Origin of the sequence: Treponema sp. J25 (genome assembly GCF_004343725.1) — a bacterium.
Lineage (GTDB): Bacteria > Spirochaetota > Spirochaetia > Treponematales > Breznakiellaceae > J25.
This window is the reverse complement of record NZ_PTQW01000014.1, coordinates 115984-135729: the sequence shown is the minus strand read 5'-3', so window position 1 is coordinate 135729 and position 19746 is coordinate 115984. Positions and strand designations below refer to the sequence as shown.

The window sequence follows — 19746 nt, the reverse complement described above, 5'->3', positions numbered from 1 at the left end:
CTAAAATGGAAGTTATAGCAACCCAACCAGAGTACGTTCTGTCTGAAATACAAAAAGAACAAAAAGGAGAAGAACAACTTGCTCTGATTGATGCTATGCTTTCTGAAAATTCTACTGCCCAAAATGTGGCAGACAAAATGCGGGCATTAGATCCTGCTTTAGCTGAAGATTATGAAAATAACTTAATTTCTTTTATAGAAAATTTGCCAGTGACAGAAAAAAGTCGGATAATTATTCAAAATAAAAAGGATCTGCTAAGAGATATAAAATTGCGTCAAGAGCCTTTTCCGAGATCTAGGGCTATTCTTAGTTCTGATATTGAATGGAATACGGTTTGGTGGTATGTAGGATATTGTGCTACTACTATGGCAGGATTAGCTGTTTATAAATGGTCTCCAGAATTCATTGGTTGGTTTTGGACAGGATGGCTTCGTTGGGTGGGATTAGGAACAGCCGCAGGTGGTGCATCTCTAATGACTTCTCAGTTGATTATTTGGGGAACTCAAAACCCTGAAATAAAAGATCTGGTGGGAATAGCTCAGAATCTGTATACCGCTTATAATGCTATTCAGCAGCAAAGTACTCCTGAAGGTGCTGTTTCTGCTATGAAAGCTGTTTTGACTGATCTTATACAGAGTAATAAATTATATTCAAAAACAGTAAAAGAGATATTGTTGACAATTGCAAGTGAATATTTTAAACCTCACTATACTTTTTTGGCCTTTGTTAATAAGTTTACAGAAGAATATATAGCAAGGACGGACATGCGTAATAAGTTACTAACAATCGGGAGTAGTACTCTTGGACCAGTTGGCTTTTGTTATTTCTTTACTCGAGAAGTATTCGAATGGCTGGTTGGTGGTACTATAAAGGGATGGAATGGTTTATGTAATATGGCGAACACTATTATCCCGGATACTAATATTACTATAATGGGAGTACCGCTTAAACCTATAAAATTTTAGCCATAGAGGATAAAAGGGGACGGCATATGTATGCCGTCCCTCTTTACAATATGGTGGGGTAGAAAAAATGAAAAAGACTGTTATTGGTGTATTCCTTTTGTTTGTATCTAGCGTAGTGTTTGCATCGGATCTGAAAGTTGTTTGGTATGGTCCGTCACTTTTTGGATTTCCCTCAGGGGCCAATGATATGAGTGTATATTTCGGGAATATTCCTGAAGTGGGAACCAAAATTCAATTGGAGATACAAAAACCCTTGTTTTCCTTTGAAAGAGAATATGGCTCCTTCCTTGCTTCTGGCCGTGATACGGTGGTTTTTTCTGTCAATGGAGGACTTTCATTTTTCTGGCCAAGCCAGTCGAATTTTCGGATTGATTTTTTTACGCTGGGGAGTAGTGTATATTTAAGCAAGGTTGGTAGTGAATTGTGCGGTTTTTTTGTTTCTCTGTATCCTATATACGAACTTTCGTATGCCCACCAATATTTTTATTGGCAATCTGCGGCGGACCTGGCGGGTTTTTCGATTCGACTGAAAGAGGTCCCTCTCCATTGGGGTGGCTATTTTAGATATATCTTTCAATACAATCTCAGTAACTTTATGGTCTTTTTTGATATAGGATTAACCGGTGGTATCTATCTGCCTTAAGAGAATATTCCTTTTCTGAGTACGCGTTCTGACTGCGTTAGAGCGTACCCGTCTCCTGACTGCGCCGGAGCGCGTAATTGCTTCTTTTACCTTGGCGGAGCTTTACCGTTCCATGACAGGCGGGGGTGGAAATAGCCCTATCGGCTCTTTGACTACTGGGGCAGGATGATCACGTTTAACCGTACCTCCAGGTGCTGGGCCTTGCTTTCTACCATCTCCTGGGTGATTTTGCCCCGGGGGCGGGGATGGGGCGGGGCGTCTCCAATAAGAATAATCATCCGTTCTTCGGCGCTCCAGGGAAACTGGGTAAGGCCGTCATAGAGGGCCTCGTACACCGCTTCGGGTATATCCCGGCCGCCCCCCACCCGAATGGCGTTCAGGTTTCTCTGAAAAAGGGCAAAGTCACTGGTAAAAGGTATAACCTTCGTAAGGTAATCTTCAAAATAGTCTTTATACAGCACCATGCCGATGCGGAAACCCTTAAAACGACTGAGGATTTCCTGCAGCATAGGAATAAGCATGCGGCGTACCGCATCAATATCATTCTGCATGCTGGCGGTGGTGTCCAGGGCTATTACGAGATCCAGGCTTTCTCCCTGGGCGCTTTCAAGGATTTTCCGTATCACCGGAACGATGTCCTCTCCTCCTGTGGAAAAACGCACTTCCCCTTTCCCGGCTGCGGCAATGGAAGTAAAACTTTCCACGGTGTCCTTCATGTAGTTCCCTTCGGGGGGACCTTCCAGGGGCTTTTGGACTACCCTGACCACAAAGGGATTGTCTTTGAATGGACCGGTATAGTCCCCATAGGGTTTTGCGAAGGCCCGAATGTTAAGGTAGGTTCCATCTACGACATACACTTCCCCCTGGCGGGTCCAGGGGTATCCATATATAAGGATGTAGGGAATGTAGATGTGGAAGGCCTCCCCGAATTGGCTATCCGCCTCGGGGGTAGAGTCAATGAGGGAGTAAATCTTGCTTTCGGGGGGAATGGGCTTCCCATCTAGATAGCGGATTTCATCCCCGTTAATCGGGTTCCAGTCCTTTGCCCGATACGCGTAGTTATCCGCCCGTCCGCTCGGATCCCGGGTAGATTCGGTAAGCAGAACCGATCCAATATCCGGCTTTTTTCGGATAAAAAGGTGGTAACCCCCATCGACCCGCTGTTCAATTCGGAGATCCTCGGGGCCGATGCTAAGATCGATGGCCCAGAGGAAGAGGCCCACCTGGAAGAAGCACCAGACGAAACTGGCCTTGCGGAAAAGGTGGAGCCAGGTCTTTTTTCTCGGCCGCCGCTGGTATTCCATAGGGCCCTCTTAAAGTCGTTTCTTATCGCCGGGCGGGACGGAAGAACCCAAAAAGGCTGCCACAAAAGCCCCCGACGATGTGGGCAAATTCGGAGATGTTATTCGAGGTAAAAGAATTAAAAATTTCCCGCCCCAGATAGAGGATAAGGATCAGGATGAACGTCAAAGGGATTTCTCCCTTATTAAAATTAGTAAAAGAAGCCAGAAGAACCATCATGAAGACCACCCCACTTCCCCCCAGGAGCGCGGTAGGGAGGAGCAGCGCATTCAACAGACCCGTCACAAAGGCAGTTACCAGAATCATGAAGAACAGGGAAAGGGACCCGTAGGCTTCTTCCAGAATGGGCCCAATCAAGAGAATAAAGGCAAAATTGGAGATAAGATGATTCCAGTTTGCGTGGCCGATGACGTGGGTAAAGATGGTAATCCAGTGACGAATCAGGTGGGCACTAAATACCCGTCGGCCGGGGACGGTAAACCATGCTTCGGTAAGCCCCGGCAAAATTGTCTGGGTAAGGATCAGGACGATGGCGCTGATCAGGGCATAGGTGAGCACCGTGGGAGCATTGTACTTTACTTTCATAATTTTCCCTCCTCCAATTCTATTTCGATGGGACAGTGATCGGATCCCCCTATTTCTGATCGGATCCGGGAATCCCGTACCTGAGGGGCAAAGGCGGTGTTGACACAATGATAATCGATACGCCAGCCGATGTTCCGTTCCCGGGCCCGGGTTCGATAGGACCACCAGGTATAATGGCCCCCCTCGCCGGGATGCCGGACCCGAAAGGTGTCTACGTACCCCGCTCCAAGAAAGCGGGTCATCCAGGCCCGCTCTTCCGGTAGGTAGCCGGGGTTTTGTTCGTTTTCTTCCGGGCGAGCCAGGTCTATGGGTTCGTGGGCGATATTGTAATCCCCACACAGGAGGACGTGATGCCCTTCCTGGACCAGGCGATTACAGGTGCTCAGAACCGCATCGCAGAAGGCAAGTTTGTAATCGAGGCGGGCCCCCCCTTCTTGCGAGTTAGGAAAATAGGCTGAAAGAAGGATAAACCCCTCGTAGTCGGCGATAAGGATGCGCCCCTCATCGTCAAATTCAGGTATACCCAGCGTACGTATCTCCCGGGGCTTGCGGAGAGTGTAGATCCCCACCCCTGAGTATCCCCGTTTTTTGGCGCTGGCCCAATAGGAATGGTATTCCCGCCCTTTGCTATCTACCGGGTGGAGGAGGGCCTCTGAGAGCTGTTCTGGATGAGCCTTGGTTTCCTGAATACAGATGATGTCTGCTTCTTCCCGGTGGATCCATTCCAGAAAGCCCTTCTTTTCTACGGCCCGCAGGCCATTTACATTCCACGAAATGATGCGCATACTATTGGCAGTATAGGAGATGGGAGGGCTAAACGCAAGGTCAGGCCCCTGTTTTCGCTTGCTTTTGCCCCCTGGTCACCAGGTCTGGGGCATCTATGAAGGATTGTTCCTGAAAAAAGGGGCTCCCCCTGTCTTTATCGTTGCCAGCGGCAGGGGCTACGGGGGACACCGATGTGCCCATACAGGCCTGGGGGCCTCTCCCGGGGTAACCGGGAAGAAGAAAAGACTGCCGTTCCCGAGTAAAAGCTTTGTAATTTCCGCGGTGATGAATTGTTAAATTCAAAGAAATTGGCTATGTTTATAGTAAGGGTATAGCTATGGCAGAACGAGGGGGATTCACTCCCGATACGGAACTTCTGGATGATATAGAGCTTAAGGAACCGGAACTGTATCGGGTGGTTCTTTTGAATGATGATTTTACCACCATGGATTTTGTGGTGGCCGTTTTGGTCCATGTGTTTCACAAGAGCCCACAGGAGGCCCAGAAGATAATGCTCGATGTGCACCGGAAAGGCCGGGGCGTTGTGGGTATGTATCCCTGGGATATTGCCGTTACCAAGGCCGAACAGGTGCATCGGCTTGCCCGACAGGAGGAATTTCCCCTTCGCTGTGTGGTGGAAGAGGCCTAGGGCCGGAGGAGTACGAGAGGAATAGCTATGAAAATTAGCCGGCAGGTACAGGCTATCATTAATAACGCCTATACCGAAGCAAAAAACCATAACCATGAATATCTTACGCCGGAACATCTATTGTATGCGGCCCTTAAGCTTGAGGATGTACAACGGATTATTTTTAATTGTCATGGGGATTATGACTCTATTTTAAATGGGGTAAAGAATTTCCTTGCCGAGAAGGTTCCGGTAATGCTGGGCAGTGAACCCACCCAGACGGTGGGGTTCCAGAATGTGATAGAACGGGCCCTGCTCCATTGCCAATCGGCTCAAAAAGAAGAATTGGATCTGGCGTCCATTATTGTGGCCCTCTATGATGAAGATAAGAATTATTGCTCCTATTTTATGAAGCGGGGGGGCATTCGCCGGCTCGATCTTCTGGAAGTGCTGGCCCATGGTACTACCGAAGATGAGATGCTTTCCTCGGATGGGGCTGAGAGCCTGGAAGAAGACCAGGACAACCTGTTTAATGATGAAAGTATGGATCTGGAAGATGAAGAGCCCCCAGAGGCGGCGTCTTCACCGGCGAAAGATCAGGAAGAGCTATTTTCCCGAAAGCGCCCCCTTCCCCGGACTGCGCTTGATCGATTTGCCATCAATCTTACCGAACTGGCCCGGCAGCATAAACTGGAACCGGTTATTGGTCGGGATGCAGAGATAGAGCGGACCATTCAGGTGTTGTGTCGCCGGAAAAAAAACAACCCTATCCATGTGGGAGATCCCGGCGTGGGGAAAACCGCCATTACCGAGGGGCTTGCCCAGCGAATTGTCCAGGGATTGGTGCCCCCACCGATTCAAAATGCAGAGATCTATTCCCTTGATATGGGGGCCCTCGTGGCAGGAACAAAGTATCGGGGAGACTTTGAAGAACGGATCAAAAAGGTGGTTGAGGAATTACTCGCCCGAAAAAAGGTAATCCTCTTTATCGATGAGATTCACACCCTGGTAGGGGCGGGGGCCAGTTCGGGAAACACCCTGGATGCGTCGAATTTGTTAAAGCCGGTTCTTTCTTCCGGTAAGCTGCGGTGTATTGGGTCTACGACCTTTGAAGAATACACCAAGTATTTTGAAAAAGATCGGGCCCTTTCTCGTCGCTTCCAGAAGATTGATATCGGGGAACCCAGCGAAGAGGATACCCTGAAGATTCTTCAGGGCTTAAAGGATAAGTATGAACGGTACCACCGGGTTCGGTATAGCGAGGCTGCCCTGGAGGCGGCGGTACGCCTTTCGGTTCAGTACCTTCCTGAACGGCGGCTGCCTGATAAGGCCATCGATATTATCGATGAGGCGGGGGCCCTGACCCGTCTTGAACGGTTTAAACAAGCATCCCCGGGCCAGGGAACTCCTGGGTTGCCTGCCGCTGCAGAAGACTGGGTGGACCCTGAAGAAAATGAAAAGGATGAGGGGAAGCTGTCCGCCGAGGAAGCCGCATCCTACGAACTGATAGAGGTTCCGTTAATAGAACGGGTAGTCGCCCGGATGGCCCGTATCCCTGAGCGTACCGTAGGAGAAAGCGAGCGGGATAAACTGCGGGATCTGGAGAAGCGTCTTAAGGAACGGATTTTTGGACAGGATGCGGCGGTGGAAGCGGTGGTCCGGGCGGTGAAGCGTTCCCGGGCAGGGTTCCGCAGCCCCGGTAAACCCATCGCCAATTTCCTTTTTGTGGGTCCCACGGGGGTGGGGAAAACCGAGCTTGCCCGAAGTCTGGCCGAAATTCTGGGGATTGCGCTCCATCGCTTTGACATGAGCGAATACCAGGAAAAGCATACGGTGAGCCGGCTTATCGGGTCTCCTCCGGGATATGTGGGGTACGAAGAAGGGGGGCTCTTAACCGATGCGATCCGTAAGCAACCCCACGCGGTACTGCTCCTGGACGAAATTGAAAAGGCCCACCCGGATATTTACAATGTGCTCCTTCAGATCATGGATTACGCCACCCTTACGGACAATAATGGTCGAAAGGCGGATTTCCGCAACGTAATCCTCATCATGACCAGTAACGCGGGGGCCCGGGATATTGGGAAAAGCCTCATTGGCTTTGGAGAACGGATTGTGGACGAAGGGGTGGTCCACGATGCGGTGGAAAAAACCTTTACCCCCGAGTTCCGGAACCGACTTGATGCGGTCGTTCGTTTTGGACACCTCAGCCGCGAGATGATGCGCTCCATTGTGCAGAAAGAGCTGGCTCAGTTTAAAGCCCAACTGGCAGAAAAAAAGGTAACCCTGGAAGTAACCCCTGCCTGTGTGGAACAGCTTGCCATAGAAGGGTATAGCCGGGAGTTTGGGGCCCGCAATGTAGCCCGGGTAATAGAAGAACGGGTTAAGAGCTTCTTTGTGGATGAGGTGCTCTTCGGTCGTTTGCAAGAAGGTGGGGCCGCTCGGGTGGATTGGCAGGACGGCCAGTATCGTATTGAGGTGTTCCCCGGGCAAGATTTAGCTTCCTCCGAAGGAGGCCCTGAAAAGAGGTGAGGAGAGATGCTCTTGCGGGGCCCGATCCTGACTTTCCTTATTTGACGGAAGATGAGCGGGTTACATTCCCCGATCCGGCAAAGAAATCGAGCTGGATTATCGCCATAGGGGGCAACCTCTCCCCCGGCATGCTCCTTTCTGCTTATGAACAGGGGATTTTCCCCTGGTATGGGCCGGATGATCCCATTATCTGGCAGTCCCCGGACCCTCGCCTTGTTATCTATCCCCATACGCTCCATGTTTCTGAATCGATGCGGAAAATTCTCAGGCGCCAGGTTTTTACCATCACCTTTGATAAGGATTTCGAAGGGGTTATTCGGGGTTGCGCAGAAATTGAACGGCCCGGTCAGGATGGTACCTGGATATCGGAGGATATCATCAAGGCCTACACGGAACTTCATCGATTGGGGTATGCCCACTCGGCAGAGGCCTGGCAGGATGGAAAACTCGTAGGGGGCTGTTATGGCCTTATTATAGGGCGGGTCTTCTGTGGGGAATCTATGTTTGCCCGGGTCTCAAATGCTTCAAAGGCGGCCTTTCTTTCCTGGGCCCAGTACCTCTTTTCCCGGGGCTGTGCCTTTATCGATTGCCAGGTTACGACGGAACATCTGGTAAGTCTTGGAGGGGTAGAAATAAGCCGCGAGGAATTTCTTGCTCAACTTGCGGTGGCTCGAAAGGGGAAACTGGATATTTAATTCCCTTTATTGCTAAAGATACCTCTATGTATACGTGCCCGCCTCAGTAGTATACTTTTGAAAAGGTCATTCTTGAATTGTATCTCAGTGGGATGGGCGGGATTCTGAGGTATCCCTTTCCATTTCTTATGGGCTGTTAAAATTATGGTGTAGCCCTGGAATTAAAACAATATTGCAATCTTTGCATCTATTGTCATTTGTTTCTCTATTGCGCAATCATATCGGATTGAATTAGAATGAAAAAAGAGGTTTATCATGAATAAGAGAAAATGGCTATTATTCCTTGTATTCCTTAGCATCGGTGGACTCCTTTTTGCAAATACGGAAGGCGAATCAGGGCTGACTGCACAAATGACATCCCTCGTACTAGAACTAGGGGTAGTGATTTTTGCGGTCCGGGCAGGAGGCGCCTTAGCTAAAAAGATAGGTCTTCCTCCTGTTATTGGAGAACTCCTTACGGGGGTTATCATTGGTCCCTATGCGTTGGGGGCGCTTCCCTTACCCGGCATGCCCAATGGGCTCTTTCAGGTGTATGAAGGGGTTGGGGTAAGCCCCTTGTTGTATTCCTTTGCGACGGTGGCTTCCATCATTCTTCTTTTTACTTCCGGCCTCGAAACGGATATTGATATGTTTTTAAGCTATTCCGTGGCAGGCGGTGTTGTTGGTCTTGGTGGGGTCCTTGCTTCATACCTTTTAGGAGCGGGGCTCGCCACCCTGTATATGGGGCAGAGCTTTTTTTCTCCCTCTTCCATGTTCATGGGAATCATGAGTACCGCTACCAGCGTGGGTATTACGGCCCGCATCCTTTCGGATCGAAAGAAAATGGATAGCCCCGAGGGGGTCACCATCCTGGCCGCCGCAGTCTTTGATGATGTACTTGGCATTGTCCTTTTAGCTATTGTGATGGGGGTTGTGGCGGTAGTCACTGGTCACCAGGCCGGAGGCCTTTCTGCCTGGGGAATTGGTTCTATTGCCCTTAAAGCCTTTGGGCTCTGGCTTGGATTCACCGTGCTGGGGCTTCTTTTTGGAAAACATCTCGGTAATGGCCTTAAGAAGATGGGTGGGGAAGCCCATTATCCCGTGTTAGCCCTGGGGCTTGCCCTGATTCTGGCGGGCTTTTTTGAGATGCAGGGGCTGGCCATGATTATTGGGGCCTATATTGTGGGTATCAGCCTTTCTAAAACCGATATCGCCTATCTGATTCTGGATAAAACCAAACCCCTGTATGATTTTTTTGTGCCCGTTTTCTTTGCCGTAATGGGGATGATGGTGGATATTCGACAGTTGGTAAGTCCCCCGGTCCTCCTCTTTGGTGGACTCTATACCCTTGTGGCGATTATAGCAAAGATTCTGGGAGCGGGCCTTCCTTCTCTTTTTCTGGGCTTTAACCTTCGGGGGGCAGTCCGTATTGGAATGGGAATGGTTCCCCGGGGAGAGGTGGCCCTTATTATTGCGGGGATTGGACTGGCGGCAAAAATTCTAGACCCTTCGGTTTTCGGGGTGGCTATCCTTATGACCATGGTCACGAGTATTGTGGCGCCACCCTTGCTTAATTTAGTTATTTCCCAGGGTGGACCGGGGACCCGGAAAGAGGTAAAGGGAAGTGTAAGTGAAAGCATCGAAATAACCCTGCCGACCCACGAACTCGCAGAACTGGTTGCCACTACCTTCCTTCGGGAACTGGAACGGGAAGGATTCTTTGTGCAACTTATGAGTATCCGGGATGAAATCAGCCACATCCGAAAGGGAGACATATCTATCTCCCTTATTACTGAGGGGAATAAAATCCGTATAGAGACGGCGCCAGAGGATATTCCTTTCGTGAGGGCTACTATTCATGAAGTGATGGTACGGCTGGATGCCAACTTTGATGCCCTTAAAGAGAGCTTTGATCCAGAGAAGCTTCGTTCTGAATTGCGGGTTCACACGGGAAGAAAGGACCTCACATTCCGGAAAATCCTTGATAAGTCTTGTATCACCACCACGCTTCAGGGAATGAGCAAGTTTGAGGTTATCGAAGAATTGGTGGATGTTTTAGAGAAGGCCGGAAAAGTAGCGAATAGGGAACAGCTCCTGCGGGATGTGATGGATCGGGAAGAGCGAATGAGTACCGGGATGGAACACGGCATAGCCCTTCCTCATGCCCGTACGGCAGGGGTGGCGACCCAAACCCTGGCGATTGGTATTCATCGACGGGGTATTGATTTCCAGACCATCGACGGGAGCCAGGTGCATATCATCGCCATGATTTTGACCCCCGCCGGTGATGAGGCCCCCCATATGCAGGTGCTGGCAAGTTTGGGCGCCGTTCTTGGAGATGATGTCACCCGCCAGCGGCTAAGTAAGGCCGCATCCCCCGAGGATGTCTATGAAATTCTTATGGGGGCATGACAATCAAATCATAATTTAGTCGGCTTCTCCTCCGTTTGAGTGAATACCTGTCTTAAATAGGAAGGCCCCTCTCGTGCAGTGATGGCTGGAGGGGCCTTTTTGTAGAAAAGAGGAGATTAATCTTTCACCTATGGGCTCTTTTTCTTAGGAAAGGGCCGAGATCTTTCTTTCCGTAGGGTCCCCGGTTACACTTCAGTATGTTTTACCTTCCTTCAAGCTGGAAATAAAAAAGGGCTTGTCATGTAAAGGCTAAATCCAAGAAGCAAGAAATAAGAAACCAGTTCTAAACCATGGGAAACAACATCAAGGAGGACTCCCTTTTTTTTAAGCCCCATAAAAAGACCCGTATTGCCAAAATAGGCCAGATATCCCGCAAGGGAGATAACCAGGCCCATCCCTATAGACATAGCAATAACACCTACTACTCCAAGCCACACCAGATCTCCGTATAAGGAGAATAAGAGGAGCATCATGGCCCCAGGACAGGGGACAAGACTGGTAATAAAAAGAAGGATGTACACCTCTCTGGTGAGGGCCTGTTTACTGGGTGTCCCTGTGCCAGGAAGGGAGCTCCCTTCGGGGAGGGCCGTTTCCTGAGGTTTGTTTTTCCCAAAGAGCTCTTTAAAAAGGCTCCACCCCCGGTAACCGATAAGAAGAATTGCAATAAAACCAAGGAGCAAGAAGGTTCCCAAATCCAGGTATTCCCGAAGTTGTTCCGCATCTCCCAGAGAAATAATGGTTCCCCGGAGGATGGAAAGGCCAAGTACAATGAGAATTCCCATACCCGCATGGACCATGCTGGATACGAAGCCCGCAATAAGGGGTTCCCAGGGCTTTGCGGGCTTCCCTAAAAAAAGGGAGAAGACCACTGTCTTGCGGTGTCCTGGGCCCGCGGCGTGGAGTATGCCGTAAATAAAGGCCGCCCCTATAATGGCGAGTACCGTGAAAAGGTGGGGCTGTTCATGAAAAGCATTGAGAGCGGCCGCAATCTGCTCCCGGAGGCTAAGCTGGGTATTCACCAGGGGGCCAGTCCCCTGGGCTGAACGAACGAGGGGAGCCCTATCCTGGGGAGATGACACAAAGGGATTGGCCAGGAGTGCCGAAGGGTCGACAAAAAATAGCATCCAGGCAAGGAACGTCAATGTTCCTCCTATTCTTCGTTGGAATGGGGCCTTCGAGTTTCCCTGGGAGGAGTGAAAAGCTCGCATAGATGCTTCCTTTCTCTATTTTTCTGTAACCTATTCCCACCGGATGGTTATTTCTTCAGGATAGGCCGTTTCAAGGCCCTTTTCCCATTTCTGGTATACCCGAAAATCATTAGCCGCCCCCCGGGGATTATAGTAGATGGGGTATTTTTTATTCACCGCCCGTTGGGGGCTGGGGCCCTCTGGGGCGGGAGGCAACCCATTCCCCGCCTTATCAATACACCGGATTCCACCTTCCGCATACTGGACGGCGCAGTAAAAGGTGCTGTCGAAAACGGAAATACTGAAGTCGGTTTCCAGGTCTAAAGAAGAAAGGGGTACAAAAAAACGGTATGCTAAGCGCCCCTGTCTCTGAAGGGCCTGGAATTGTTCCACCCCTTTAGGGTTGGAACGGACATCCCCTTTTCGTATATAGATGAAGTAGCCGTAATTCTTAAGATTACTAAAGGCGCCCTGAAAGACCCGACTGTTTTCTCGCTCATCAAAGCGACCGTCCCGGTTTGTGTCATATTCACCAATGATGGCGACACTGAACATGGAATCAAAGGTCCAATCCATCCATACGCCGACACATTGTTTTCCCTCGAATACAAAATCGAGCCGGGCTTCTAAGGCCATGTGGGGATGGGCCATGGCAACAGATGGTTGGAAAAGACGATACAAGAAAAAACACCACAGGAGTAGGTATCCCTTTTGAAGGGGCTGTATTCTTTTCATAGTTTTGGTATACCCTATCGACACCTTGATAAACAAGCCGGTCCTGGATAAGTAACAGATCCTGCAGAATAAAAGCAAAGACGAGAAAGACTGGCGCTTCTAAAAATTAAAAAGAACCGTACTAAGAAGGAGGAGCCTACTATGACGGAGGGCGGAAAAGAGATAATTGTGCCAAAGAAGGGGGCCCGTCCTATTGGGCCCTATTCGCCAGCGGTGCGTGTTTCAGGGGGATTGGTCTTTTTCTCTGGTCAGATTCCTATCGACCCTGAAACGGGGGGCCTGGTGGGGCCTGATATCCAGAGCCAGACGCGGCGGTGTCTTGAAAACCTGCAGATTCTTCTTGAGGCCGCGGGGTTGAATTGTACCCATGTGGTAAAAACCACGGTGTACCTTGTGGATATGACGGATTTTTCAGCTATGAATGAGGTATATGCTACCTTCTTTCCCCAAGATCCACCGGCTCGAACCACCGTGGCCGTAGCGGCCCTCCCCCGCGGGGCCCGTATCGAGATAGAGGCTATCGCCATGGGGTAGCCTAAAAACCCCGATTATCCCAGCGGGTTTTTTAGCTTAAAATGGGGAATCTTTGTAAAACGATAAATAAAAAGAAGGGGCCTTTTCTTGCCCCTTCCTTCCGTGCTAACGCTGCATGGTCCTAGAACTGCCCGCCCCCAAGGCTCGCCTTTATACTCAACGTAATGGCAGGCCCACCGGGGAACACCACGTATTCTCCTTTCTTGCCACTTCCCCAGAGATAGGCAGTACACCAGTAGAAGGTAGGCTGTAGGCTGAACGTAATATAGTTCATCAATGTATAGGAAAGGCTGGGTACCACAAAACCAGAGAGGTCCGACAGGTTTGCGAGCACCAGAATGCTGGCATTCCAATTCTTGATAAATAGATCTTGCTTGCTGAGGGAAAGGGCCCCATAGTGTTGGCCCGATTGATACAGCAAAGATGCAAGATAGGCCGAGGAAGCGCTGTTTCCCAACAAAGAAAGGAGTGCATCTGCTTCTTCGAGCAGCCTTTCCCGTTCCGAGGTGGTATAGCCTTCTCCGTTGTAGTAATACTGACCGATGAGCGTAAGCTTCTCCAGGCTGTTCGTGTACATAAAACCCGTTGTCCCTGAGATAAAGAGCCGGTCCTTGTAGGTGGTAGTAGTAAAAGGTGCGGCAGGGTTTGCCGTGATGGCGGTGACAAATTTCTTGTCACTCCCCCAACTTCCCACAAGTTCTCCAAAGAGGGCCACCTTCCCAATGGAGCCAGTGGCGGTCATCATAAGGCGGGGAGAGCTGTCTTTCTGGTAGTAGCCTCCCAGTCCCACCTCCCAGGCTCCCAGGACCTGTTCGTATTTTGCCGCCATGGCCAGATCCTGGGGCTGCAGGGTATCGGCGGAGAGGTCTGCGGGAATAAGGGCATAGAGCCACAGGTTGTTACTGGTCTGGGGAATGGGGATGTGGAGCCTGAGACTCACGGGGCCTTCCCGCTGGGCAGTGGGATTCAGCACATCGATAGGGCTCAGGTTGATGATATCCGCGGGACTAAAGAAGTATCCCACCCCCCATTTTACCGTATGTTTCCCAAAACGGAAGAAAAATTGATCCTGATAGGAAAAATCGGTGAAAAGTTCAAAGATCCGCACATTGGGGGTGGTAACTGTTGTGGAAGTGGTGGTAACCGTTGGACCCGGACTTGCTTGATAGGCGGCGGCGGTAAGGACCTGCTGGCTTTGTTCAAAGGGCCAACCTACTTTAAAAGAGCCATAGATGCGGAGGTCCTCCTGGGGCCGGCCATCAAAGAAGATTCGGGCCGAAAGGTCCGGAGCTAATGCGGTGTTTTCTGGTTTTTCCAGGCTGGAAGAGCCGTCCCACAGGTTTTTCCAGGTCCAGCTTGCCGTAAGGGTGGGGCTAAAGGAGCCACCAAGACGGGTACTCTCAGTTTTTAGGAAAAATTGAACCCCCGTAGTTTGCGAATCCTGGACTTTTTCAATACCGGTGTCGGTACTCAGTTCCTCGCCGCTTTCTCCAAAGAGGGCGCTCTCATCAGTAACGATGGAGTTTTCCTGGGCATAGGAAGAAAAGAGAGTCCCGAGGAGAAAGACTGCTCCAACAAGAAGTAAAAAAAAGGATCCGCGGGGCTGATGGCTCCAAGAAGGGTATCGTTTGAGAGCTTGAGTCTGGGGCCTCCTCTGTTGAAGAAGCGTACCTGGTGATTCTTTTTGTGTAAAAGAATACACAATCTTTTGGTTTTTATAGTTTTTCATGTTAGTTCACCTGTTCGAGGAATGCTTTGGTAAAGACCTTGTCCGGTAGGGGAGCAAGGGACATTTCGGTCATGGTAAGCTGGCTCTTTTCGCCCTTGTTTATTTCATCGACAATAAGCATCTGGGAGGGGAAGAATTTTCCTTTCCCCAGATCCGCCCATTTAGGATACAGGCTTGTCCGCATGAGCCGGCCATTTACCGAAAGGTCTTCCTGTTTAAGGAGCAGAATAGGGTCCTTACGAACATAGAGACGCACCATATCGTAACTTACGTTGTTGTGCTTAGCTTTGAGTTCGATAATCCACACCGGGAATTTCCCGAGCATACCTTCGCTCGTTTTCTGAATGGTGTAATCGTCCAGAATAGAACGCTGGGTAAAGTCGGAGTTTCGGGCCTCCGAATCACCTATGACGTCTTTAAGGCTCGAAAAGCTGAATTTACGGCTTACGGGGTCGTAGAACCAGAAATTATCCCCCTCCTGGAGGTACCCCTGTCCTTTCTGGGCTTCCGGCAGTTGGATAAGCAGGGTGAACTGTTTTTTTGCATCCCGGCGGAACATACGCACCTGGGTTACCGATTGTTTTTCATTTGGTTTTTCAGTGACGATGGTAAAGACCGCCGTAAAATCCTGGCCGGAAAAGTCGCTAATGGTATCAAGCTGTCGAAGGATCGCTTCAAAATCTACACCCTGAACCTGGGCCCATACGGTGGTTCCCGCGCCCAGGATGCTCGCGGTTATGAGTATTAAAGATATGAATCGTTTCATTAGTTTACTCCTCTGCAAAAAATAATTTTATCCTTTCTAAGTGCCGAAAAGGGCCGCTGGGCCCGAAGATACCTCTTTGACGGGCAAGGGGCCCGAGGATTCCCCTTTGATGAGCAGGGGCCCTTGGTGAGAGGGGCCCCTCTGTTAATTCATTGCTCCCCATGCGCACTATCTCATTTAGTGGTTCGCAGTGCCCGGGCTGGTTCTAATTTTGAGGCTTTGCGGGCAGGGAAGTACACTGAAAGCAGCGTCAGCAGGGCAATGAGCATATAGTGCAGGAGCATCTCTCCCCAGGGTACCACGAATGATATGTGGCCATTTTTCAGAAAAAGGGAGAAGACCGTATCGGTACCAAAGGAAAAAAGGGAAAGGATGTTCAGGATGACAAAGGCCGCTACCCAGCCACCGATGGTTCCAAAGGCGGAAAGGAACAGGGCTTCCAGGAGAAAGAGGTTCCGAATCCCCCTTCGCTGTATTCCCAGGGCTCGCATGGTACCAATTTCCCGGATTCGTTCGTACATGATCATCCGGAAGGTATTGGTGAGCCCCACCATGATGATAAAGAAGAGCACCAGGAGAATCCCCAGGCTGACGCTCTTAAGGATTGACACAATCTGGTCAATCTGGGAAATGATGTCATTAATGGTAAAGACCCTGAATTTTGTGCCCTCCCAGGTTTCGGTCTTTGCAAGCTGTTTAATCTTTGCATAGCGGGACATGAATGGCTGCGTGGTTTGTTGCGGGGAGGTTATATCAGTAGTGGTTGCTTCTGGTGCGGCCTTCCCCTCCTGGGTGGCGGGATTCGGCGAAGCCTGAATACGCTCGGTGGTTTGTTGGGGGAGCTCAAAGACAGGGGCATGCTGCTTCAGGGCCTTCTGTAAGCGCTGGGCGATGGTTTCTGTTTTACTGATATCAGAGACAAAGTAACCAAAAAGCTGATACTCATTGGGTGTAATATTGAGGAGTTCGTTGAGGTACCGCCGATGGGTGTAGGCCAGCATGGAACTAAAGAGCCCCATATCCTGCATAATGCCGGCCACCACAAATTCGCCTACATTGTTTTGGCCCGTAACGGTTTTTAGTTGGGCCAGGAGGCGGTCCCCGACTTCTACCTTGAGTTTCTTGGCTATCCCTTCACTTAAGATAAGGGCGTTAGGGGCCTGTAGGTTTTCCTTAGCCCCCTGTTTAAAGACAAGCCGCTCTTGGAGGAGTACTTCTTCTTCGAAGTTCACCCCGTACACACTCTGGGTGGTGCGGGTGCCCTCAAAGATAAGGGTGATCATAGCGGCGGAACGCCGGGTGATGTTCCGGGTATCGAGACCCGCATCTTTAATAGCCGCAAGGATTGCCGAATCATCCCGGATGATTTCCGCTGTTTTGCCCCGTTCGTTTTTTTCAACCCCCTCTACAAACACATGGCCGGAAAAAAACTGGGCCAGGTTTGCGCTCACGTTGGTTTGAAAAGAACCGGCAATACTGTTGATAATGGTGACAATCATGATGCCAAAGCCAATGGCAAGGCCAAGTAAAATACTTCGTTTCTTTTGCCTGCTTAAATTTCGCAGGGCGATACGGATAAGGGTTTCCATAGGGCGCTCCTATTCATCTTTCATGGCGGCAACAGGGGGAATCCGAAGGGCCACCGATACGGGATACAGATGGGCCAGGTAGCCAACACCAAAAATCATGATAAGGGTGGAAATAAACGAAGAAAGGCGGGGTTGTAAGAAAAGATAATCGCCCCCGAAAAGCACATACACAAAGTCATTGGCGGCGGGAATGTGGAGCAGGTTCAGAATGAGGGTAATCAAGAGGGCTAAGGCCGAACCAATGGCCCCAAAGAAGAGGGAAAGGGTAAGGGTTTCTGCCAGAAAGAGCCGGCGGATAAAGCCTTTTTCGGCTCCCAAAGCCCGCATGGTACCGATTTCACCGGTCCGTTCTATCACCGAAATAACCAGGGTATTCATCATAATGATGATGGCCACCACTGCCACGATGATGAGGGCGATGGTAAATATGGTTCGCAGGATGTCCGCGAAACGGCCTGCCGAGCCAGCGGCTCCCTTCCAATCGGTGATGTTAGCCTGAACACCTGTGCCAGCAAACCATTGGGTATAATCGGTGATGACTGCTTGGGCCTGGCTCGAATCTCGAAGCCGAATAAGGATAAAGTTCCATGCCCCCGTATCGGCCGTATTGGCCAGGTCCCGGGCGCTGGTGTCTTTAAAGATTTTCTGGACCTGTTCCAGGGAAAAGCTGTTCTTCTGAACCGTTTCCTGCTGAACGATGTCGGCATCCCCAAAGAGATCTTCCTCTGAAGTGGTGGAAAGGAGGGCGGTCTCCCGGCTACCGAGTTGAATCCGCTCGTCTACCCCGAGGGTAAGACCTGCCAGCACCCGCACCACATCAATGTCGGCATACATAAAGGGAGCTTCACCAGTTCGGTCATTCCGTTCGAAAAGGCCGGTAATGGTGAGTTCCCGGATCTTGAAGCCACTTGAGGAATAGCCCGTCACTAAGAGTGTATCCCCCACGGCGAAGTCCTTTTTGTATTTCTTGCGAAGTTTTTCTAGTTGTTGGGGACTGAGAAGGAGACCCCCGCTCCCGCGCTCGGGAGCCTGGCCTTCGATAATCTTAATAGAGGGAAACATAGAAAAGTAGGTTTTTGCATCGATGCCAAAGAGGATGCCAAAGATGGTGTTCTCAGAGTCCTCTTCAATATTTTCTGCCTCTTCCAGGTCCGCCGCAAGGATGCCATAACTAACGGCCATGCTGGTATATGAAGCGACCCGAGGATCTTCTGCAAGATGGGCGATGATCTTTTCATACTGCGGAATGGATGGAACCCTGGTTTCTGCATCCAGCGAGAAGGATTCAATCCCAAAAATGGAAACCGCGTCTTTTGAGGGACCATGGATCATGAGGTCCCCCGTAAAATTTTCGATGTAGCTTTTCCGGATACCCGCGGCAGCCGCATCCATCATGGCATTCCCGATGACGATGATGATGACCCCCAGGGCGATGAGAATGCCAATGATAAAGCTTTTGGCTTTATGCTGCCAGATATTCCGAAAGGCGATACGTAGAAGAACCGCCATACCTTACCTCCCCATCCCCTGACTCGTAGGGGAACCCAGCGCCTCCTCTTTACCTTTATTCACCTTCGAGGCTTCGCTGGGCTGCGAAGCGGAGACCAATTCTTTTTCTCCATTTTTTCGGTAGTTTTCTATTACCATCCCATCCCGTAGTCGAATCACGTGATCGGCGATTTCCACAATTTTTTGATCATGGGTGGAAAAAATAAAGGTAGTTTGCAATTCCCGGTTTATTTTTTTCATCAGTTCGATGATCTGTTCGCCCGTGGCGGAATCCAAATTCGCCGTTGGCTCATCGGCCAGGACGATGGCGGGTTTACAGACCAGGGCCCGGGCAATGGCTACCCGCTGCCGTTGTCCACCGGATAATTCGTTGGATTTGTGGTGCCGCCATTGTTCGAGCCCCACTTCTTTGATAAGGAAATCGATCCATTCTTTTTTTTCGTTTTTTGACATGCTTTGCTTGCCTAAAAGGAGGGGAAATTCGATGTTTTCATACACGTTCAATACGGGGATTAAATTGAAGGACTGAAAAATAAACCCAATCGTATCGTGGCGAAGTCGGGTTAGTTCCCGGTCCTTAAGGCCCGATACGGGTTTCCCTTCGATGTATACTTCTCCCGCCGTGGGTGTGTCGATAAGCCCGATCATATTCAGGATGGTGCTCTTTCCTGAACCGCTTGGACCGGCAATGGAGATAAAGTCTCCCTTTTCAATCTTAAAACTGACCCCTTTTACCGCTTCTACCTCCACTTTCCCCAGGGGGTAGACCTTCCGCACGTTTTCTAGTTCTACGATGGTCATACATGCTCCTTGCATGATGGTGTAACCGGGCCCATACGGCGCCCGGGGGTAAACCTCTATAGGTGAATATACTGATAAAAATCCTCCATATCAAAAGGATTCATAAAAAAGAAGGGGGCTTTTCCTAAGGTTCCTCTGTTTCGCTCTTTTGTTGTTCCCCTTGAGAAATTTCATCCTTTTCTGGGAGCCGGGGGAAGTTCTTTTTCCGTCGCTGCCGGACGCATTCGGTAAGAAGATATTCTATTTGTCCGTTAATAGAACGAAACTCGTCTTCTGCCCAGGCGGCCAGTTCTTCCCACAGGGCAGGGGAGATACGGAGGATAATCTGTTTCTTTTTGTCGTCCTTTTCTGCCATAGCTTCCTGCCTCTTACGCTTCAATCGTATCTCAG

At 50.1% G+C, this 19746-nt stretch carries 18 protein-coding genes; 7 read left to right on the top strand and 11 right to left on the bottom strand.

All coding sequences use genetic code 11. The features are described from left to right. Positions 1-5: 5 nt before the first annotated feature. Both C5O22_RS05875 and C5O22_RS05870 read left to right on the top strand, forming a co-directional pair. Positions 6-965, top strand: a complete 960-nt coding sequence (locus tag C5O22_RS05875) for a hypothetical protein (RefSeq protein ID WP_132780274.1) — start codon at positions 6-8, stop codon at positions 963-965. A 187-nt stretch (positions 966-1152) separates the two neighbouring features. Further along, a complete protein-coding gene (locus C5O22_RS05870; RefSeq protein ID WP_132780273.1) occupies positions 1153-1608 on the top strand; it encodes a hypothetical protein in 456 nt (151 codons plus the stop codon). 152 nt (positions 1609-1760) lie between these two features. Here C5O22_RS05870 and C5O22_RS05865 read toward each other — a convergent pair whose 3' ends face one another. Genes C5O22_RS05865 through C5O22_RS05855 form a run of 3 tightly spaced genes read right to left on the bottom strand, consistent with a single transcriptional unit; the run spans position 1761 to position 4280 of the window. Continuing rightward, positions 1761-2912 (bottom strand): vWA domain-containing protein, encoded by a 1152-nt coding sequence (locus C5O22_RS05865; RefSeq protein ID WP_132780272.1) that lies wholly within the window; start codon positions 2910-2912, stop codon positions 1761-1763. Positions 2913-2934: 22 nt separating this feature from the next. Continuing rightward, a complete protein-coding gene (locus tag C5O22_RS05860) occupies positions 2935-3495 on the bottom strand; it encodes a rhomboid family intramembrane serine protease (protein ID WP_132780271.1) in 561 nt (186 codons plus the stop codon). Further along, complete coding sequence (locus C5O22_RS05855) at positions 3492-4280, bottom strand: exodeoxyribonuclease III (protein ID WP_132780270.1); 789 nt, start codon at positions 4278-4280, stop codon at positions 3492-3494. Before C5O22_RS05855 ends, C5O22_RS05860 begins: the two co-directional genes overlap by 4 nt. Positions 4281-4597: 317 nt before the next feature. Between C5O22_RS05855 and clpS the strand changes: the two genes are divergently transcribed. From clpS to C5O22_RS05835, 4 genes are all read left to right on the top strand, one after another. Then, on the top strand, positions 4598-4909 hold the full coding sequence (clpS, locus tag C5O22_RS05850) for an ATP-dependent Clp protease adapter ClpS (protein ID WP_132780269.1): 312 nt from the start codon (positions 4598-4600) through the stop codon (positions 4907-4909). Positions 4910-4936: 27 nt separating this feature from the next. Then, positions 4937-7420: an ATP-dependent Clp protease ATP-binding subunit ClpA gene (gene clpA, locus C5O22_RS05845; RefSeq protein ID WP_132780268.1), complete on the top strand. Its 2484-nt coding sequence runs from the start codon at positions 4937-4939 to the stop codon at positions 7418-7420. After that, positions 7417-8115, top strand: a complete 699-nt coding sequence (gene aat, locus C5O22_RS05840; RefSeq protein ID WP_132780267.1) for a leucyl/phenylalanyl-tRNA--protein transferase — start codon at positions 7417-7419, stop codon at positions 8113-8115. Before clpA ends, aat begins: the two co-directional genes overlap by 4 nt. A 255-nt stretch (positions 8116-8370) precedes the next feature. Further along, a complete protein-coding gene (locus tag C5O22_RS05835) occupies positions 8371-10506 on the top strand; it encodes a cation:proton antiporter domain-containing protein (protein WP_132780266.1) in 2136 nt (711 codons plus the stop codon). 212 nt (positions 10507-10718) lie between these two features. Here the strand turns inward: C5O22_RS05835 and C5O22_RS05830 are convergent, their stop codons facing one another. Both C5O22_RS05830 and C5O22_RS05825 read right to left on the bottom strand, forming a co-directional pair. Further along, positions 10719-11714, bottom strand: a complete 996-nt coding sequence (locus tag C5O22_RS05830) for a nickel/cobalt transporter (RefSeq protein ID WP_132780265.1) — start codon at positions 11712-11714, stop codon at positions 10719-10721. Positions 11715-11744: 30 nt separating this feature from the next. Then, positions 11745-12428, bottom strand: coding sequence for a DUF1007 family protein (locus C5O22_RS05825; protein ID WP_132780264.1), 684 nt, complete (start codon positions 12426-12428; stop codon positions 11745-11747). 141 nt (positions 12429-12569) lie between these two features. On the opposite strand from C5O22_RS05825, the gene C5O22_RS05820 reads away from it, so the two are divergent. Next, entirely contained in the window at positions 12570-12962 is a 393-nt protein-coding gene (locus C5O22_RS05820; RefSeq protein WP_132780263.1) for a RidA family protein, read from the top strand. 121 nt (positions 12963-13083) lie between these two features. On the opposite strand, the gene C5O22_RS05815 is transcribed toward C5O22_RS05820, so the two are convergent. The 6 genes from C5O22_RS05815 to C5O22_RS05790 all read right to left on the bottom strand — a co-directional run bounded on the left by C5O22_RS05815 (position 13084) and on the right by C5O22_RS05790 (position 19711). Further along, positions 13084-14691 (bottom strand): hypothetical protein, encoded by a 1608-nt coding sequence (locus C5O22_RS05815; protein WP_132780262.1) that lies wholly within the window; start codon positions 14689-14691, stop codon positions 13084-13086. 1 nt (position 14692) lies between these two features. After that, the gene (locus tag C5O22_RS05810) at positions 14693-15457 is read right to left on the bottom strand and encodes an outer membrane lipoprotein-sorting protein (RefSeq protein WP_132780261.1); all 765 of its coding nucleotides are present in this window, start codon (positions 15455-15457) and stop codon (positions 14693-14695) included. 173 nt (positions 15458-15630) lie between these two features. After that, on the bottom strand, positions 15631-17046 hold the full coding sequence (locus C5O22_RS05805; RefSeq protein WP_132780260.1) for an ABC transporter permease: 1416 nt from the start codon (positions 17044-17046) through the stop codon (positions 15631-15633). 9 nt (positions 17047-17055) lie between these two features. Continuing rightward, positions 17056-18555, bottom strand: a complete 1500-nt coding sequence (locus C5O22_RS05800; RefSeq protein ID WP_132780259.1) for an ABC transporter permease — start codon at positions 18553-18555, stop codon at positions 17056-17058. A gap of 3 nt (positions 18556-18558) precedes the next feature. After that, positions 18559-19356, bottom strand: coding sequence for an ABC transporter ATP-binding protein (locus C5O22_RS05795; RefSeq protein ID WP_132780258.1), 798 nt, complete (start codon positions 19354-19356; stop codon positions 18559-18561). Between the two features lie 124 nt (positions 19357-19480). Then, a complete protein-coding gene (locus tag C5O22_RS05790) occupies positions 19481-19711 on the bottom strand; it encodes a type II toxin-antitoxin system antitoxin (RefSeq protein WP_243692878.1) in 231 nt (76 codons plus the stop codon). Positions 19712-19746 lie beyond the last annotated feature (35 nt).

Bases quoted from the DNA above. Each gene is read 5' to 3' on its own strand.
- C5O22_RS05875 (WP_132780274.1), top strand. From the start codon at position 6: ATGGAAGTTATAGCAACCCAACCAGAGTACGTTCTGTCTGAAATACAA.
- C5O22_RS05870 (WP_132780273.1), top strand. From the start codon at position 1,153: ATGAGTGTATATTTCGGGAATATTCCTGAAGTGGGAACCAAAATTCAA.
- C5O22_RS05865 (WP_132780272.1), bottom strand. From the start codon at position 2,912: ATGGAATACCAGCGGCGGCCGAGAAAAAAGACCTGGCTCCACCTTTTC.
- C5O22_RS05860 (WP_132780271.1), bottom strand. From the start codon at position 3,495: ATGAAAGTAAAGTACAATGCTCCCACGGTGCTCACCTATGCCCTGATC.
- C5O22_RS05855 (WP_132780270.1), bottom strand. From the start codon at position 4,280: ATGCGCATCATTTCGTGGAATGTAAATGGCCTGCGGGCCGTAGAAAAG.
- clpS (WP_132780269.1), top strand. From the start codon at position 4,598: ATGGCAGAACGAGGGGGATTCACTCCCGATACGGAACTTCTGGATGAT.
- clpA (WP_132780268.1), top strand. From the start codon at position 4,937: ATGAAAATTAGCCGGCAGGTACAGGCTATCATTAATAACGCCTATACC.
- C5O22_RS05835 (WP_132780266.1), top strand. From the start codon at position 8,371: ATGAATAAGAGAAAATGGCTATTATTCCTTGTATTCCTTAGCATCGGT.
- C5O22_RS05830 (WP_132780265.1), bottom strand. From the start codon at position 11,714: ATGCGAGCTTTTCACTCCTCCCAGGGAAACTCGAAGGCCCCATTCCAA.
- C5O22_RS05825 (WP_132780264.1), bottom strand. From the start codon at position 12,428: ATGAAAAGAATACAGCCCCTTCAAAAGGGATACCTACTCCTGTGGTGT.
- C5O22_RS05820 (WP_132780263.1), top strand. From the start codon at position 12,570: ATGACGGAGGGCGGAAAAGAGATAATTGTGCCAAAGAAGGGGGCCCGT.
- C5O22_RS05815 (WP_132780262.1), bottom strand. From the start codon at position 14,691: ATGAAAAACTATAAAAACCAAAAGATTGTGTATTCTTTTACACAAAAA.
- C5O22_RS05810 (WP_132780261.1), bottom strand. From the start codon at position 15,457: ATGAAACGATTCATATCTTTAATACTCATAACCGCGAGCATCCTGGGC.
- C5O22_RS05805 (WP_132780260.1), bottom strand. From the start codon at position 17,046: ATGGAAACCCTTATCCGTATCGCCCTGCGAAATTTAAGCAGGCAAAAG.
- C5O22_RS05800 (WP_132780259.1), bottom strand. From the start codon at position 18,555: ATGGCGGTTCTTCTACGTATCGCCTTTCGGAATATCTGGCAGCATAAA.
- C5O22_RS05795 (WP_132780258.1), bottom strand. From the start codon at position 19,356: ATGACCATCGTAGAACTAGAAAACGTGCGGAAGGTCTACCCCCTGGGG.
- C5O22_RS05790 (WP_243692878.1), bottom strand. From the start codon at position 19,711: ATGGCAGAAAAGGACGACAAAAAGAAACAGATTATCCTCCGTATCTCC.